At 33.7% G+C, this 18,299-nt stretch carries 15 protein-coding genes; 11 read left to right on the top strand and 4 right to left on the bottom strand.

Translation table 11 applies throughout. From position 1 onward, the window contains the following. Window positions 1–9: 9 nt before the first annotated feature. Window positions 10–2,688 carry a TonB-dependent receptor gene (locus M4I23_RS03745; RefSeq protein ID WP_249753481.1) on the bottom strand — a complete coding sequence of 893 codons (2,679 nt, stop codon included), beginning with the start codon at window positions 2,686–2,688 and terminating at the stop codon, window positions 10–12. Window positions 2,689–2,977: 289 nt separating this feature from the next. On the opposite strand from M4I23_RS03745, the gene aspS reads away from it, so the two are divergent. The 7 genes from aspS to M4I23_RS03710 all read left to right on the top strand — a co-directional run bounded on the left by aspS (window position 2,978) and on the right by M4I23_RS03710 (window position 11,580). Further along, entirely contained in the window at window positions 2,978–4,732 is a 1,755-nt protein-coding gene (gene aspS, locus M4I23_RS03740; protein WP_249753480.1) for an aspartate--tRNA ligase, read from the top strand. 42 nt (window positions 4,733–4,774) lie between these two features. Continuing rightward, the gene (locus tag M4I23_RS03735) at window positions 4,775–6,568 is read left to right on the top strand and encodes a chloride channel protein (RefSeq protein ID WP_158846989.1); all 1,794 of its coding nucleotides are present in this window, start codon (window positions 4,775–4,777) and stop codon (window positions 6,566–6,568) included. A gap of 149 nt (window positions 6,569–6,717) precedes the next feature. Beyond that, a complete protein-coding gene (locus M4I23_RS03730) occupies window positions 6,718–8,505 on the top strand; it encodes a chloride channel protein (RefSeq protein ID WP_249753479.1) in 1,788 nt (595 codons plus the stop codon). A 26-nt stretch (window positions 8,506–8,531) separates the two neighbouring features. Beyond that, complete coding sequence (locus M4I23_RS03725; RefSeq protein WP_158846977.1) at window positions 8,532–8,768, top strand: hypothetical protein; 237 nt, start codon at window positions 8,532–8,534, stop codon at window positions 8,766–8,768. Between the two features lie 173 nt (window positions 8,769–8,941). Continuing rightward, window positions 8,942–9,979: an aldo/keto reductase gene (locus M4I23_RS03720; RefSeq protein WP_249753478.1), complete on the top strand. Its 1,038-nt coding sequence runs from the start codon at window positions 8,942–8,944 to the stop codon at window positions 9,977–9,979. 110 nt (window positions 9,980–10,089) lie between these two features. Beyond that, a complete protein-coding gene (locus tag M4I23_RS03715; protein WP_158846973.1) occupies window positions 10,090–10,758 on the top strand; it encodes a TIGR02594 family protein in 669 nt (222 codons plus the stop codon). A 228-nt stretch (window positions 10,759–10,986) separates the two neighbouring features. Further along, window positions 10,987–11,580, top strand: a complete 594-nt coding sequence (locus M4I23_RS03710; RefSeq protein ID WP_158846971.1) for a DUF6515 family protein — start codon at window positions 10,987–10,989, stop codon at window positions 11,578–11,580. Between the two features lie 76 nt (window positions 11,581–11,656). On the opposite strand, the gene M4I23_RS03705 is transcribed toward M4I23_RS03710, so the two are convergent. From M4I23_RS03705 to M4I23_RS03695, 3 genes are all read right to left on the bottom strand, one after another. After that, window positions 11,657–12,043 carry a hypothetical protein gene (locus M4I23_RS03705; protein ID WP_249753477.1) on the bottom strand — a complete coding sequence of 129 codons (387 nt, stop codon included), beginning with the start codon at window positions 12,041–12,043 and terminating at the stop codon, window positions 11,657–11,659. Between the two features lie 284 nt (window positions 12,044–12,327). Next, complete coding sequence (locus tag M4I23_RS03700; protein ID WP_158846967.1) at window positions 12,328–13,875, bottom strand: ribonuclease E/G; 1,548 nt, start codon at window positions 13,873–13,875, stop codon at window positions 12,328–12,330. A 359-nt stretch (window positions 13,876–14,234) separates the two neighbouring features. Then, on the bottom strand, window positions 14,235–14,525 hold the full coding sequence (locus M4I23_RS03695) for an HU family DNA-binding protein (RefSeq protein WP_042496479.1): 291 nt from the start codon (window positions 14,523–14,525) through the stop codon (window positions 14,235–14,237). A gap of 138 nt (window positions 14,526–14,663) precedes the next feature. On the opposite strand from M4I23_RS03695, the gene mutY reads away from it, so the two are divergent. The 4 genes from mutY to gldD all read left to right on the top strand — a co-directional run bounded on the left by mutY (window position 14,664) and on the right by gldD (window position 18,253). Beyond that, window positions 14,664–15,704: an A/G-specific adenine glycosylase gene (mutY, locus tag M4I23_RS03690; RefSeq protein ID WP_158846965.1), complete on the top strand. Its 1,041-nt coding sequence runs from the start codon at window positions 14,664–14,666 to the stop codon at window positions 15,702–15,704. A 157-nt stretch (window positions 15,705–15,861) separates the two neighbouring features. After that, window positions 15,862–16,311 (top strand): single-stranded DNA-binding protein, encoded by a 450-nt coding sequence (locus tag M4I23_RS03685; protein ID WP_158846963.1) that lies wholly within the window; start codon window positions 15,862–15,864, stop codon window positions 16,309–16,311. Window positions 16,312–16,364: 53 nt separating this feature from the next. Then, window positions 16,365–17,669 carry a gliding motility-associated protein GldE gene (locus M4I23_RS03680; RefSeq protein WP_158846961.1) on the top strand — a complete coding sequence of 435 codons (1,305 nt, stop codon included), beginning with the start codon at window positions 16,365–16,367 and terminating at the stop codon, window positions 17,667–17,669. 2 nt (window positions 17,670–17,671) lie between these two features. Further along, window positions 17,672–18,253: a gliding motility lipoprotein GldD gene (gene gldD / locus M4I23_RS03675; protein ID WP_158846959.1), complete on the top strand. Its 582-nt coding sequence runs from the start codon at window positions 17,672–17,674 to the stop codon at window positions 18,251–18,253. The last annotated feature ends 46 nt before the right edge of the window (window positions 18,254–18,299 follow it).

The following is an 18,299-nucleotide window of genomic DNA, read 5'->3' as shown; positions in this document are numbered from 1 at the left end:
ATATTTGCTCTAAAACTTAAACGCTATACTCGCATTTAAAACCGTTCCATTAAATCCAAATTGATTTACTTCCCAAGGATATTTAAAACGCCCACCAAGATCCGTAACAAAATCACCTTTTGTATCTATTTCATCTGGATAAACATTAAGTAAGTTATTTACCGAAATATTAGCCGAAACCTTTTCGCTAAACTCATAACCAATAATTAAATCTGTAATTACTTTACCAGCAAAAGTTTGATCGTAAGCAGCATCATCTAAAGGCAATGGTCCATCTCCAAAATCTGCTCCATTTAAACCATTGTTAGAATGTTGCCAGCTAACCTCTCCAAAATAAGTATTGTTCAATATAAAATTCCATTTACTTATATTATAATCCAAACCTAATAACACTTTAGACTTAGGTCTAGATGAAGTAATTCTAGATTGCTCCTTTCTATTAAAAATATCATAACCGTTTGCAGCAAATATAGGAGGTGTATCAATCTCTCCTTCAATTGTAGTTTCGTTAAAATTAGCAGCTAAAGCTGCATTCAAAATACCTTTACCTAATTCGATATTAGTATAGTTAACAACTAAATCAACACCTGAGGTATTTGTATTTACTGCATTCACGAAAAACTTTAAACTAGTAATAGAATTAGCAATTAATACAGTTTCCACAGGGTTTATTGATGAGGCATCCCCGTCGAAACCAATTTCTCCTGTAAACAAAACACGATCGTCTACTTTTACATTATAGAAATCTGCCGAAACCGATAAATTAGGCTTAATTTTATAAGTAATACCGGCTGAAATATTTTTAGATGTTTCCGCAGTAAGCTGAGGCACACCTAAATCTTCTCTAATAATAGGATCTACATTATTAAATGTTCCTTGGTTTGAAATACTACCTCCAGAAACCAAAGTTTGCACATTGCTTAAATATATTTGATGTAACGATGGTGCTCTAAACCCTGTACTATAAGAAGCTCTTAACGCCCCTTTATCTCCTAAAGAATAACGCCCACTAACCTTCCATGAAACATTATCTCCAAAATCACTAAAATCTTCGTAACGAATAGCGCCACCAATCAATAAAGCATCGGTTGGTTCCCATTCTAAATCTCCATAAACACCATAATTATGTCTATCGGCGCGCACAGCATTAGAAGGTTGTAAACCAGGAAAAGATTGTGCATTACCATTTCCTGTAGGGTTATAATAAGACGCTGGGTCTCCTGCTCTTGCAGAAAAATTTTCTTGTTTAATTTCTGCTCCAAAAGCAATATTAAGTTGCCCTAAACTTCTTGAAAAATCTAGATTAGCCAACGAGTTACTAAACGTATATCCTCCAACACCAAACTCAGTTGGACTGTTTGCTACTAAATCTGGATTTAACGTGTTGTTCACATCGTAATCAATTCTGTTTCTCCCGTAAGTTCCACTAAAATCAACATCAAAATTAAATAGTTTCCATTTTACTCCGGCTGTTAAGTTATTATCCAAAATATCTGTTTCAAAAGTTGGTTGAAAACCATTATAGTCCGAACCAGATTCATGCAATAAATTATATGGATCCCCAACCCAGTAAGGTGCTCTGTATAACGCAAAACTTTTTCCTTGTCTAGAGGTTACTCCACCAAACGTATAAAACTCACCCGAATCATTTTTAAAAGGAATTCCCGCATTAAAAAACAAATCAAGTGTTTTTTGTTCTGGTTGCCCAACATTCATACCTAAATCTGGATTATCAGCTAACCACGATCCCCATGTTGGATCATCGGCCCCCACACCTATTAAAACATCTGTGCCAGGACTTCCTGGTCTATTTGTTTTTTTTTGTTCATAATACCCAGCAGTCACATTTAAATAACCACCGTTTTCACCAGACAACCCTGTATTTAAATCAATTCCATAATTAAAACCATCACCTTCCGTAGTTACACCCGATTTTACATTTACCGTAGTGTATTCTACATTCTTTTTTAGCACCATGTTAATCACACCTGCTATCGCATCCGATCCGTACTGAGCAGAAGCACCATCACGTAAAACCTCAATACGTTCAATAGCTGCGGCAGGAATACTTTTTAAATCTACACCTACCTCACCTTTTCCCGGCGTATCGTTTATATAAACTAAGGCACTTTGGTTTTTACGCTTTCCATTTACCAAAACCAACGTTCTACTTGGTCCTAAACCACGTAAATCTGCTGGATCAAAATGAGCTGTTGCATCAGATATGGTTTGAGTTGTAGAGTTAAATGATGGCACTTTGTAAGTCAACATTTTATCTATTGTAGGTTGTCCTGTTTTTCGCATTTCCTCTAACCCAATATTATCTATAGGCACAGGAGAATCTAATATTGTTCTTGGCTTCGCCCTGTTTCCTGTTAAAACCACAGCATCTAAGGCAACTCCCGATTGCATGGTTACATTCATTTTATTTCCGGTAACGGCATTTTCTTGAGTTTCATATCCCACATAAGAAAATACTAAAACAGCACCTTTACCAGCATTAATAGCATACTTTCCATCAAAATCTGTTGTGGTTCCTGTAGCAGTCCCCTGCACAACAACGGATACGCCCGGCAATGTGCCAGAGTCATCCCTAACAACACCTGATACTTGCTGTGCAAGTATAGAAAAAGGGGCTCCTAAAAACAATAGCAACATCAACCATTTTGTGTTTAAAATTTTACTCATAATGTTAATTAATTTAAAGTTAGTTGCCACTAATATATGCATATTATCATTTTGTTAACATAAATTTAGTAAAATATTACTCACGTATATGTTTTTTTAGCAATGTTAATTACAAAAAACCATGATATTCCCAAGGTTTAGATAAAAAACTTATCAATTTATCATTTCCAAACAAACTTCATAGAGATTATAGCGATTCAATTTTATCTCTTCATTTAATCAAAAAAACAATTATAAAAATTTATACTCCGCCCTATTTCATTAAATTTGCACCTCAATTTTACAACACATGTACAGAAGTCATAATTGCGGCGAATTAACAGCCACACATATTAATACAGAAGTAACCCTATCTGGTTGGGTTCAAAAATCTAGAGATAAAGGTTTTATTGTTTGGGTCGATTTACGCGATCGTTACGGTATTACTCAATTGGTTTTTGATGAAGAACGCACCAGTAAAGACTTAATAGAACAAGCTCAAAACTTAGGCCGCGAGTTTGTAATCCAAGTTAAAGGAACGGTTATTGAACGCGCTTCAAAAAACTCAAAAATACCAACAGGAGATATAGAAATATTAGTTTCCGAACTAAAAATTCTAAACGAATCAATATTACCTCCATTTACTATTGAAGATAAAACTGATGGTGGTGAGGATATTAGAATGAAATATCGCTATTTAGATATTCGTCGTAATCCGGTAAAAAATAGTTTAATTTTTAGATCGAAAGTTTCTCAAGAAGTTAGAAGTTATCTTTCTAAAGAAGGTTTTATCGAAGTTGAAACGCCTTATTTAATAAAGTCAACTCCAGAAGGCGCGAGAGATTTTGTAGTACCTTCTCGTATGAATGCCGGTGAATTTTACGCCCTTCCACAATCGCCTCAAACCTTTAAGCAATTGCTTATGGTTGGTGGTATGGATAAGTATTTTCAAATTGTAAAATGCTTTAGAGATGAAGATTTACGTGCCGACCGTCAGCCAGAATTCACACAAATAGATTGTGAAATGGCCTTTGTTGACCAAGAAGATATTTTAAATGTTTTTGAAGGTTTAACCCGTCATTTATTAAAAGAAGTGAACGGTGTAGATGTTGAAAAATTCCCAAGAATGCTTTACGATGATGCCATGCGTTTATACGGAAACGATAAACCAGACATCCGTTTTGGAATGGAATTTGGTGAATTAAACGCGGTAACACAACATAAAGAATTTGGTGTTTTTAATAATGCAGAATTGGTTGTGGGTATTGCAGTGCCAGGTGGAAATAGCTACACAAGAAAAGAAATTGATAAATTAATAGATTGGATTAAGCGTCCTCAAGTTGGTGCTTTAGGCATGATTTACTCACGTTGTAATGACGATGGAAGCTTCAAATCTTCAGTAGATAAATTTTACGATCAAGACGATTTAGCAAAATGGGCAGAAGTTACGGGTGCCAAACCAGGCGACTTAGTTTGTGTGCTTTCTGGAGATAAAAACAAAGTACGCGCACAATTAAGTGCTTTGCGTATGGAATTAGCAGAGCGTTTAGGATTGCGTGATCCGAAGGTATTTGCTCCACTTTGGGTTATCGACTTCCCTCTTTTAGAATTAGATGAAGAAACCGGACATTACCACGCCATGCATCATCCTTTTACATCACCAAAACCAGGGCAAATAGAATTATTAGATTCTAACCCAGGTGAAGTAAAAGCCAATGCATACGATTTAGTTTTAAACGGAAACGAAATTGGAGGCGGTTCTATTCGTATTCACGATAAAGAAACCCAAGCCATTATGTTTAAACATTTAGGTTTTTCTGAAGAAGAAGCAAAAGCACAATTTGGCTTTTTAATGGATGCCTTTCAATACGGAGCGCCACCTCACGGCGGTTTAGCTTTTGGATTAGACAGATTGGTTGCCATATTAGGAGGCCAAGAAACTATTCGAGATTTTATTGCATTTCCAAAAAACAATTCAGGACGCGATGTTATGATTGATGCTCCTGCTCCTATTGACGATAAACAATTAACCGAGTTAAGCTTAAAACTTAACTTAAAATCATAATTTTAAAATCCTGCATAAGCAGGATTTTTTAGTTCCATAGCCATGCCTAAACAAACCATTTTAAAACAAATACTTATTTGGAGAGCCAAACATATTTCCAAAAAGCAATTTGTAATGCTATTAAGTATTATTATTGGTTTCATCGCTGGGATGGGTGCAGTAGTTCTAAAGAATTTAACTCACTTTATCCAACATTTATTAGAAACTAAACTAGTAAAAGAATACCATCATGCCTTTTATTTTTTGTTTCCAATTTTGGGTTTAAGCCTAGTATATTTAAGTATAAAATATATTATAAGGCATAAGGTGAGTCACGGTATACCATCTACACTTTACGCCATTTCTAAACGTAAAGCGATTATGAAACCCTTTCAAATGTTTGGTTCTATTTTAACAGCACCTTTAACCGTTGGTTTTGGTGGTTCGGTTGGATTAGAGGGACCAACCGTTGCTACAGGTGCCGCATTAGGTTCAAACATAGCTAGAATGTTTCACATGAACCAAACCACGAGAACTTTACTTGTTGGTTGTGCTGCTGCTGGAGCCATGAGTTCTATTTTTAAAGCACCCATAGCCGCTATTATTTTTGCTATTGAAGTCTTTAGTTTAGATTTAACCATAGCTTCTATGCTTCCATTATTACTCGCTTCGCTTTCGGCTATTTTAACATCCCAGTTTTTCTTTGGAGACGACGTATTACTCCCTTTTAGAATTGAAGATAAATTCTATCTTGCAGATGCACCTTTCTATATTCTTTTAGGAATTATTGCAGCATTTATATCTATATATTTTACCGAAGTTTACGATCGTATTCATAAGTTTTTCCACACTCTAGATTCTCCTATTAAAAAACTATTAGTTGGTGGTGTAGGTATTGGTTTATTGGTATATTTAATTCCGCCCTTATACGGTGAAGGTTTCGACGTTATTAATAATCTAATTGCCGGGAATCCCGAAAAAGCTTTAGAAAACAACATATTCAACTTAGACTTATCAAATATTTGGAATGTAGTTTTGCTTCTTCTAGCGCTCATGCTCTTTAAAATTATTGCTAGCTCGCTTACTTTTGGAGCTGGTGGTGTTGGTGGTATTTTTGCCCCAACCCTATTTATGGGTAGTATCATGGGGTTTTGCATGTCTAAAATTATAAATTATAGTGGCTTATTAAATACACAACTTTCCGAAAGTAATTTTACATTAGTTGGTATGGCAGGGCTTTTAGCAGGTGTACTACATGCGCCATTAACAGCTATTTTCCTAATTGCCGAACTTACTGGTGGCTACGAGCTTTTTGTTCCGCTTATGCTTACTTCAACTATTTCATTTAGTATTACAAAATACTTTAAACCTCATTCTGTTTATAACATGGAATTAGGACGAAAAGGCGAATTAATAACCCACGATAAAGATCATGCCGTTTTAACGTTAATGGATATTGATAGAGTTATTGAAACCAACTTTACTATTTTATATCCAAAAATGACTTTAGAAGAAATTATTCAAAAAGCCGTTATAAAATCTAAACGAAACATTTATCCTGTAATTAATAAAGAAAGTCAAAGGTTAGAAGGTATTATATTATTAGATGATTTGCGCTCAATCATGTTCGATCGCTCTTTATATAAAGAAATAACAGCGTCAGATTTAATGCAAAAACCTCCTGAAGTTATTAATCTAGACAAAGATAAAATGACCGATATTATGAAAAAATTTCAAGATAGTAGCGCCTGGAATTTACCCGTAAAAAAAGAAGGAAAATACTATGGTTTCATTACAAAATCTAAATTATTAACATCGTATAGACGCCAATTAATTAACTTGCAAAGGGAATCTTAAAACTAAAATTATCTTCAAACACTAAAAGATTTGTGCAATTATATCATGTAATGCCAAAAAAATTATTGAAATTCGTGTATTAGTGATAAAAACATAAAAGTGTAAGACGCTATAAATAAGCGACAAAGACGTTTTAGTAATTTTAAACCATGCCTTCAAACACTAAAAAACTATTAAGAAGATTCTTAATTTGGAAATACAAACATATTTCCGAACTTCAGTTTGTATATCTACTTAGTATTTTAGTAGGCTTTTTAGCAGGAATGGGCACCGTTGTTCTCAAAAACCTAACGCATTACATTCGTTTACTTTTTGAATTTGAAACGTTTAGAGATCATCATCATGCTCTTTATTTTATTTTCCCAATAATTGGTTTGTTATTAGTTTACATCATAAAACAAACGTGGTTAAAAAAACATATTGGTCACGGTATTTCATCAACATTACATGCTATTTCAAAATTAAACGGCATCATTCCAAGATATAATATCTACGCATCGTTAATAACAGCACCATTAACAGCCGGTTTTGGTGGTTCTGTTGGTTTACAAGGCCCAGCGGTGAGCGTTGGTGCTGCATTGGGTTCTAATGCCGCACGCCTATTCAACATGAGCACAAAAACACGCCTACTCTTAATAGGTTGTGCCGCAACTGGAGCCATGGCATCCATGTTTAAAGCTCCAATTGCAGCCATTGTTTTTGCCGTAGAAATTTTCAGTTTAGATATTGCCTTCACATCATTAGTCCCATTACTATTAGCCTCTGTTTCAGCAGTAGTAACCTCTTATATGTTTTTAGGAACTGATCTTTTATTACGTTTTGAACTAACAGATAAGTTTGAAGTAAACGACATTGGTTTCTACCTTCTTTTAGGATTAGTAACCGCCGTAGCATCGGTCTATTTTTCCAAAGTATTTTTCGCAATCACCAACTTTTTTAAACAATTTGAAAGTCGTGCAGTCCGTTTGGCAATTGGTGGTTTAGCCATCGGCACCATACTCTATTTTATTCCGCCATTATACGGTGAAGGATATGGTATCATGAATAACTTATTAAAAGGTGACCACTTAGCAGCCATTGGCAAAACACCATTCAATTTAGATTTATCTAACATTTGGATTGTTATTGCTCTTTTACTTGGCATTGCTATTTTTAAAGCCATCGCCATGACTACAACTTTTGGAGCTGGTGGTGTAGGCGGCATATTTATCCCAACACTTGTTATGGGCAGTGCATTAGGTAATGCCTTCGCTAAAATTATCAATAATATCGGATTAGGATTTCATGTTTCCGAATCCAATTTCACATTAATAGGAATGACGGGCTTAATGGCCGGTGTACTTCACGCACCACTCACAGCTATTTTCTTAATTGCCGAAATAACTAGCGGTTACGAACTATTTGTACCATTAATGATAGTTTCAGCCATATCATTTGCCATTACAAAATACTATATTTCGCATTCTATTTACACATTAAAATTGGCCGAACGTGGTGAACTCATGACCCACGATAAAGACCAAAACGTACTCATGGTTTTAGACATCGATAAGGTTATAGAAACCAATTTCATCATCCTAAACCCAGAAATGAAACTCGGAGATATCCTTAACAATGCGGTAGCAAAGTCTTCTAGAAATCATTTCCCGGTGGTTAATGATCAACATGAATTCCTTGGAGTTATTCGCCTAGACGATGTTCGACATATTATGTTTAACGTCGATTTATACCAAACCGTAACCGCGCAAAGCCTCATGCATGCCGACGCCGGTATTATAGATTACGACGCCGATAGCATGAACACCATAATGGAAAAATTTAAAACCAGTGGCGCATGGAATTTACCAGTAATTAAAAACGGCAAATACTACGGTTATATTTCAAAATCGAAACTATTAACCGCATACAGACAACAACTTATAAAATTTACCAAATAGCGCTTTAATCATATTTAAATATAAAAATGAAATACTTTATCGTAATATTAGCTATTGCAGCATTTACAAGCATCCTTTTGGGATTCTTTTTAGAAGTCAATTATTCAGAAAAACTCATCGGTTTCGGTGTCACTGGGCTGTTTTTAGTTGTTTTTCCAATATTTTCATACTATCGATGGAAAGATAAAGACCCTAAAGATTATATGCTAACTAAAGAAAATTTAGACAAAATGAAAGACTCTCAACGCCCTAAAAAATCTTAAAATTTGGGCGTTACCACAAGGGTCGGGCTTTCTCTACTCGCTCCCTCCCAAAAGGTCGGGGAGCTCAAACAAACCGTTCAATCCCTAACGCATAAAAAACGTTAAAACTTTCAATGTATTTACACGTTTTTTATATTTGATCTCCAATTTAAAAATACCCTCAAAAAAATAACATGAAATACACAACACTCCCAAATACAGATATAAAAATTAGTAAAATATGTTTAGGCTCCATGACTTGGGGAAACCAAAACAGCGAAACAGAAGGACATGCTCAACTAGATTACGCACTAGAACAAGGCGTAAATTTTATTGACACTGCAGAGCTATACCCAACACCAGCAACAGCCGAAACACAAGGTAAAACAAGTGAAATTATTGGCACATGGTTAAACAAAACAGGGAATAGAGATAAAATTGTTTTAGCTTCTAAAATTGCAGGAACAGGCGATTACACAGCACATATTCGTAAAACGGGTTTTAGTCCAGAAGCAATTCAAGACGCTGTTAACAGTGAGTTAAAAAGACTTCAAACCGATTATATTGATTTATTTCAACTGCATTGGCCCGAAAGACAAACCAATTTTTTTGGAGTACGCGACTACAATCACAATCCAAATGATGCTTGGCAAGATAACTTCAATGAAATTTTAAATTCATTAGATGTACTTATCAAATCGGGCAAAATTCGTCACATTGGCATGTCGAACGAAAAAGCTTGGGGTGCTATGCGTTATCTCGAAGAATCGAACATTAATAATTTACCACGAATGGCGACCATCCAGAACGCTTATTCTTTATTAAATCGTATTTTCGAAGGTGATATGGCCGAAGTTTCAATTCGAGAAAATTTAGGTCTCTTAGCCTATTCCCCTATGGCCTTTGGAGTACTTTCTGGTAAATACGTAAAAAAGATAGATATCGAAAACTCAAGACTTAATTTATATCCAAGATTTGCAAGATACAGCAGCGAACAATCTACCAAAGCTACAAAGTGCTACTTAAAAATTGCAGAAGACAATAATATGTCGCTTGCACAAATGTCTCTAGCCTTTGTAAATCAACGTCCGTTTCTTACGAGTAACATTATTGGAGCCTCTAACTTAGAACAACTAAAAGAGAATATAAATAGTATTAATATTACTTTAAGCGAAGATATTTTGGAACAAATAAATGCAGTACATGCTGCCATTCCAAATCCAGCGCCATAGAAAAAGACTTTAAATAAATAAAAGCAAATCAAGATTTTAAATTTATTTACTATATTTAAGTTCTCTATATCAACTAATTACATAGCATTAACGTATTTAAATCTTACATTATGCTAGGAGACACATTAAAAATAGCTTTAGGAGAATTGGGCCAAAAAGAAATTCACGGAGCCCAACACAACGAACGTATTTTAGAATACCAAGAAATGACTGGTCTAAACTTTGGTAACGACGAGGTAGCTTGGTGTAGTATTTTTGCAAACTGGGTAGCCTTACAAGCTAATTTAGACCGATCCAACAGTGCTATGGCTCGTAGTTGGTTAAAGATAGGTCATAAAACCGACTGGCCTCAACCTGGCGACGTTGTCGTGTTTTGGAGAACAAATAAAAAAAGTCCATTTGGGCATGTTGCCTTTTTTATGGGGTATACAAAAAGTGGGAAATCTATTTATTGTGTTGGCGGAAACCAAAATGATGAAGTTAACATACAAACCTTTACTTTAGATCGTATTTTAGAATTTAGAAGTTTAACCGATAATGTTGAAGCTCCTTTAATTATACCAACTGGGTACTTACGTAAAGGTGATAGTAATGAAAACGTAAAAATGTTACAAAAGCTATTAATTAAACTAGATTATCTTACCGGAAATGCCGACGGTGTTTTTGGTTCAAACACAGAAAAGGCACTTAAAAAATTCCAAACCGATAATAATATTACGGTCGATGGTATTTATGGAAGTCAATCAAGAACAATCTTCGAAAGTATATCGACCTCTTAATACTCTTACAAATATTTGGGATAAGAAATCAATGTAATTACCTAAGCATCAATTATAAATTGTTTTGATGCTTTTTTATCGCGCTTTTACTTAGTTTATAAATTCAAATTATTTTTAGTATTTATCATTCCTTTTAATTCATAAACAAATGTTAAATCTAATTTCGAGATTAAACACTTCTACATTAATACGGTCCTAGTAGTATTAATAACAATAAAATTAAAAAACATGAAGACCATATTTAAAACAACAATAGCCCTTTTATTAGTAGCAGGATTTACAACAACTAGTTTTGCTCAAAATAGTAATAACAAAAAATCAAAACGAACTACTGTCACCAAAACGGTCACTAAAACGACCTCTAGAAATACGCCTATTTCCCGTAACAAAGTAGTCTACAAAACACCCACCAGAAAAGTTGTATCGGTTAGAAGTATTCCAAAATCTTCCGTGGCAATAAAACATAATGGCGTTTCTATATATTACGATAATAACAAGTTCTTTAGATTGAATGCAGGACGATATATACCAACCGTACCAACTGTAGGATTCCAAATTAGAACTCTTCCTGTTGGATACAAAAGATTAAATTACAACAATAGAAGTTACTTTATACAAAACGGTATTTACTTTGTAAAAGTAAATGATTATTATCAAGTAATTAATCCAGAAATTGGAACCATAGTTTACGAATTACCACAAGATATTGAAAAAGTAACTATAGATGGTGCTAGATATTATGAGTTTAATAATGTGCTTTATGAAAAAATTCAAATTAATGGCGCTCGAGCTTATGAAGTTATTGGTTTTATAGGTAACTAATTTTAAACTTCTATTCCCAAGATATTATAAATATTACTTAGCTTTTGTAGGTGTTTATTTTTAACAAACTAAGCACCTACTCTTCTATAAACTCAAAGCCTTCAAGCCAACCTACTGCTGCTTCGTGAGTTGAAAACACTTTATATTTATATTTCTTATTTCGAGCTATTGCACCATATAAAGTACTTATGGCCGCAGTTGTTGGGCTATTTATCACTACTGCACTTACCACAATAGTATAGCTTTTTAGAGATTCCACTTTAGCCTTATTAAACGATTTTAAGGCTTTGTAGGAGAATGTCAAGGTCGCATCTCTAGCATCTACCATGGTTCGTAATTGTCTTGGGTAACTCGTTTTCTCTTTAAAAGACAAAAGATAGTCTACAATATCTTGCATGCCTACTTCATCTTTAAATTGAGTTTCTAAAATATTTAGTTCATGGTTAAAAACGGAACGTATCATGTGAGGCTGTATTATAAAAGAATTATATTTTTAAGCGCGTAAAATTACTAATTATTCGCTGTTTTATTAAATATGATTGTATAAAATCGCTAAAAACAAGCAAAACATAACCAAGTTAATCGATAAAATGCGTTAGGGATTGGAGCATTGTTGGAGCTCTTTTTGTGTTGTTGCACCTATGCAACACAAAAAAGCGACTGTGAAAAGCCTGACCCTTTTCGGGTAACGCCCAAAATTTTTCTCATAAAAAAACCCTTACTAAATATTAGTAAGGGTTTTTTATATTATTTAATTTGATTACCATCTTTATCGAAAAAATGATATTCTAGATACGTGTAAGCATCTCTTGGTAAAATTTTAACCCATTTCTTGTGTTCAAAAAACCATTTTGAACGCATAGATGGAAAGCCCTTGGTAATAAAGGCCGCTATAAAAGGATGTGTGTTTAAAGTCAACTTTTTATAGTCTTTTTTTAATAATTTTTCTAGGTCGTAAGTAATTTTTTCTACGATACCTATTGGTGCTTCTACCTCTGAACCATTAATTATTACATCGGGATTTTCCTCACGTGTTTTAATGTTCATTTCTGGTCGAACGCGTTGTCTCGTTATTTGTATTAGGCCAAATTTACTCGGCGGTAATATTTTGTGTTTTGCTCTGTCGTCCTTCATTTCGTCACGAAGGTGATTGAAGAGTTTTTGCCTGTTTTCAGCATTGGTCATATCTATAAAATCGACTACAATTATGCCTCCCATATCACGTAAACGCAATTGGCGAGCCATTTCGGTAGCTGCGATTAAGTTAACCTCTAGCGCTGTGTCTTCTTGACTGTTGGCTTTGTTGGATCGGTTTCCACTGTTTACATCTATAACGTGTAGGGCTTCGGTATGTTCTATTACCAAATAGGCGCCTTTTGCCATAGATACAATTTTACCAAACGATGTTTTAATTTGTCGTTCGATACCGAATTTTTCGAAAATCGGGGTTTTGGACTGGTGCAATTTAACGATAGATTCTTTTTTAGGTGCAATTTCTTGCAAATATTCTTTAATTTGATCGAAAAGCGTTTCATCGTCCACGGTAATTCCTGTAAAGGTGTCGTTGAATATGTCTCGTAAAATTGATGAGGCTTTATTCATTTCGCCCAATACTTTACTGGGATGATGTGCTTTCGGTAATTTTTTACACATTGCGGCCCAACGGCCTAGCAATGTTTGTAAATCCTTATCCAGTTCGGCTACTTTTTTGCCTTGTGCTACTGTACGAACAATAATACCAAAACCCGGAGGGGTTATGCTTTTTACCAGTCGTTTTAATCTGTCTTTTTCTTCGCGGTCTTCTATTTTTTGAGAAATAGAGATACGGTTTGAGAAAGGGACTAAAACGATGTACCTACCAGCAATAGACAGCTCGGAGCTTATTCTAGGGCCTTTTGTAGATATTGGTTCTTTTACTATTTGTACTAATAGCGATTGGTTTGATTTTAAGGCATCAACGATTTTACCGTCTTTATCGATGTCTTTTTCAAATGGGAAATTTTTTAAAGAAAACTCTTTAAGTTTACCTGTGCTTACACGTTTTGTGAATTTTAAAAGTGAAGGTAGTTTTGGTCCTAAATCGTGATAATGCAAAAATGCATCTTTCTCGTAACCTACATTAACAAATGAGGCATTTAGACCTGGAACAGTTTTTCTTATTTTGGCAATAAACACATCGCCAACCGAAAAATCGTTACCATCTTCATCTTTCTGTAATTCAATAAGTTTTCCATCTTTTAATAAGGCAAAATCAACATGCTCGGAACTAGATCGAATAATCAATTCTTTATCCATTTTGTTAATTTTTATCCACCTCGAAAAATCGAGACAGATGGATTATACAATATTTTGGTTTGATAAATTACTTTACCAAACTCACAGGATTTTTTAATAAATCTGTGGAGTTCATTATTTTTAATTGAATGAACTCATTTCAAAGAACTTTGTTACTTTTTAAAAAACAAAAAAAGTAGCTAATCTAACTACTTTTTTGATTTATTTTTTCTTCTTGTGACGGTTAGCGCGTCTACGTTTTTTACGTTTGTGCGTTGCAACCTTATGTCTCTTACGTTTTTTACCACTTGGCATAAATAGAGTGTTTTAAAATTAATAATTCCGTTTAAAATACTGAATCGATTCCAGTACTTGTGTTTTTATTTTACGTCTACATTTGTTTTAACGCCTTCTACAAATACTTTTGCAGGCTTAAATGCAGGGATATTGTGTGCAGGTATTTTAATGGTAGTGTTTTTTGAAATATTTCTACCAGTTTTTTCTGCTCTAGTCTTTATAATAAAGCTACCAAAACCTCTTAAATATACATTGTCTCCACCTTCTAAAGAAGTTTTCACTTCTTCCATAAATGTTTCAACAGTTGCTTGAACATCTCCTTTTTCAATTCCTAACTTCTCAGAAATTTTTGCTACTATATCAGCCTTTGTCATTATTGCTATTATTTTTAATGTTTCTATAAATTCTAAAAGGGATGCAAATATAGGAATTAAATTTTCAATATTTCAAACCTAATTCATTAAAATTTAAGATTATAAACGTTTATTTTTGCAGCCGCTATAAATTCGATTATGATATTCTCTAAAATTTTAATTAACTGGTACTCAATAAACAAGCGGGAATTACCATGGCGAAAAACCATTAATCCCTATTACATCTGGCTATCGGAAATTATTTTACAGCAAACTCAAGTTAAACAAGGGTTACCATATTATGATTCTTTTACCGCTAAATACTCTACTATTTTCGATTTAGCAAATGCAAATGAAGACGATGTTTTAAAACTTTGGCAAGGATTAGGGTATTACTCTCGCGCTAGAAATTTACACGCTACAGCAAAACATATTGCAAACGATTTAAATGGAGAATTCCCAAACACCTATAAAGAACTACTAAAATTAAAAGGCGTAGGCGATTATACAGCAAGCGCCATAGCGTCTATTTGTTTTAACGAAGTTACCGCTGTGGTGGATGGTAATGTTTATAGAGTATTATCGAGATATTTTGGAATTTCCACTGCCATAAACTCCAGCAAAGGCGCAAAAGAATTTAAACTACTTGCTCAAAAATTAATTGATAAAAAGCAACCTGCGGAATTTAACCAAGCCATTATGGAGTTTGGAGCTACACAGTGCAAACCAAAAAACCCAGATTGTAATGTTTGTCCGTTTAATAAAGGTTGTATTGCTTTCAACAAACATCTAATTGGAGAATTGCCGGTAAAAATTAAATCGGCTAAGGCTAAAAAGAAGCATTTCAATTTTTTAGTTTTTATTTCAGAAGACGAAAAAACTATTATACAACAGCGCCAAGGCAAAGGTATCTGGCAAAACTTATATCAATTCCCTTTAGTTGAAACAGACAACTATGTAGATTCAAAAAGCTTTAAAGCTTTAATTGAAAGCCACGAATTACTTGCGAATCAAAAATTTGAATTATTCCTATATAATAAGGAATCCATTGTGCATAAATTATCACACCAGCATCTTTACACAAAGTTTTGGATTATTAAGGTTGAAAAACTTCCTATAGATGGCATCTCTGTTGATAATATTCGTGATTTCGCTGTACCGATCTTAATAGGTGATTTTATTGAAGCTTTTAATTTTTAATCAATTAACACTTGCAAACAATATTTTTTTATTAATTTTAGAGATAGCAATATAAAATGCTTTTTTGTTAAAAATGACAATCGACTTTGGTTGATTTAATATTAAAGATTAATAGAAATTATTTATCTATTTTTGCATTCTCAAAAAACTAGAAATTATGTCTGGAACATTAAATAAAGTTATGCTAATTGGGCATTTAGGCGATGAAGTAAAAATGCACTACTTTGAAGGTGGTGGATGCGTTGGTCGTTTTCCTTTAGCAACTAACGAAACCTACGTTAGTAAACAAACTAATGAACGTGTTACAAACACCGACTGGCATAATATTGTGGTTAGAAATAAAGGTGCCGAAATTTGCGAAAAATATTTGAGTAAAGGCGACAAAGTATATATTGAAGGCCGATTAAAAACCAGAAAATGGCAAGATGAAAAAGGCAACGATAGATATTCTACCGAAATTCAATGTAGCGATTTCACCTTCCTTTCTACTAAAAAAGAAAGCGAAAATAATGCTGCAAATGCACCCGCACAACAAAAACCTGCTGCCACTAGTCCGCAACCAGAAAGCAAACCCATTGAAGATACCGATGACGATTTACCTTTTTAATATAATGCTCGACCTTGTTTCGAGAATACTGTGTTTAACTAAAACCCCAGCTCTTGGATCCTGATCCCGCCAGTTTGTTCAGTTTATTTATTGCAATCGATTTTTCTATTGCATTAGGATACCTGCTATTATTTTTACTCTTATTCTGCTCGGCGCTAATTTCAGGAGCCGAAGTTGCCATGTTTTCATTATCAAAATCTGATGTGGAAGCCGATTTAGCAGCAAAGTCTAAAAAGATTCAAATTATTTCACAACTTTTAGAACGTCCAAAAAAACTATTAGCCACTATATTAGTTGCCAATAATTTTATAAATATCGCCATTGTTATTTTATACGCTTATATAAGTAGCAGCTTGTTTATGGGTATTACAAATCCCATTTTAAAATTCACTTTAGACCTTATAATTGTTACTTTTTTAATTTTATTGTTTGGTGAAATTTTACCTAAAATCTATGCTAGCCGTAATAATTTAAAGTTTGCAACTTTTATGGCCTATCCTCTTAAAGTTTTAGATGTTTTACTTTCTCCAATTAGCTTACCCATGCGCAGTGTAACGCTCGCAATACATAGTAAGCTAGGTAAGCAAAAATCTAATTTAAGTATAGATCAATTATCACAAGCATTAGAACTTACAAGCGAAGAGGATACTACCAAAGAAGAACAACGAATTCTGCAAGGCATTGTGTCTTTCGGAAACACCGATACCAAGCAGGCTATGCGCCCAAGAATTGATATTTTCGCTCTAAATATCGAGCAAAAATATATGGATATTATGGCGGAAATTGTAGAGAATGGTTATTCAAGAATTCCCGTTTATCAAGACAATATAGATAACATAAAAGGTATTCTTTATGTTAAAGATTTACTACCTTTTATTGATAGAAAGCAATTTGATTGGTCTTCCTTAATTCGTGAACCCTTTTTTGTTCCAGAGAATAAAAAACTAGATGATTTAATGGCCGAATTTCAAGAGAAAAAAGTCCATTTAGCAGTTGTTGTGGATGAATATGGTGGAACTTCGGGTTTAATTTCTTTAGAAGATATTATAGAAGAAATAGTTGGTGATATTAGTGATGAGTTTGATGATGAAGATTTAAAATACTCCAAACTAGATGATAACAATTACGTTTTTGAAGGTAAAACAGCTTTAAAAGATTTCTACAAGATTATTAAAATTGAAGATGAAACTATTTTTGAAGACCATAAAGGTGAAGCAGAAACGGTTGCAGGCTTTGTTTTAGAAATATCAAAAAGCTTCCCAAAATTGAACAGTAAAATAAATTTTAAAAATTACGTTTTTACTATTGAAGCTTTAGATAAAAAACGAATAAGGCTTATTAAGTTCACAATAACATAATTATGAAAAGGTTTTACTTATTATTTTTAACTGTAGCGTGTTTGTCTTGTAACGAAGATTATATACCAAAACCAAAGGCCTATTTGCGCTTAGAATACCCGACACCTAATTATTCCGAATCTCATTTAGATAGATTACCTTTTACGTTTGAAACTAATCAATTAGCCGAACAAATAAAAATAAAACCATTACGTGCTTCAACTGAAAGCTATGGCTTAAACATTGAGTATTCAACTTTAAAAGGCACTATTTTTTTAACTTACAAAGCCGTTGAAAATAATAAAAAGAATTTAGCCGATTTTATTGAAGACGCACAAAAACTCACTTTAGAACACACCAAAAAAGCAGATGAAATCCCAGCATATCCTTACGAAAACAATGAACACAACGTTTACGGTTTATTTTCTGAAGTAAAAGGAAACGTAGCATCTCCAGCACAATTTTATATTACAGATAGCGTGAATCATTTTTTAACAGCTTCACTATATTTTAATATAAAACCTAATTACGACTCCATACTTCCAGCAGCTAATTATTTACAAAATGATATGAAGCGTATTATGGAAACCATTAAATGGAAATAAAAAAACGCTTTAGTTAAAAAACTAAAGCGTTAATTTTTTTTAAAGT

It is taken from the genome of Algibacter sp. L4_22, assembly GCF_023473045.1.
GTDB lineage: Bacteria > Bacteroidota > Bacteroidia > Flavobacteriales > Flavobacteriaceae > Algibacter.
The sequence above is the reverse complement of the archived record's forward strand: the minus strand, read 5'-3'. Positions and strand labels throughout refer to the sequence as shown.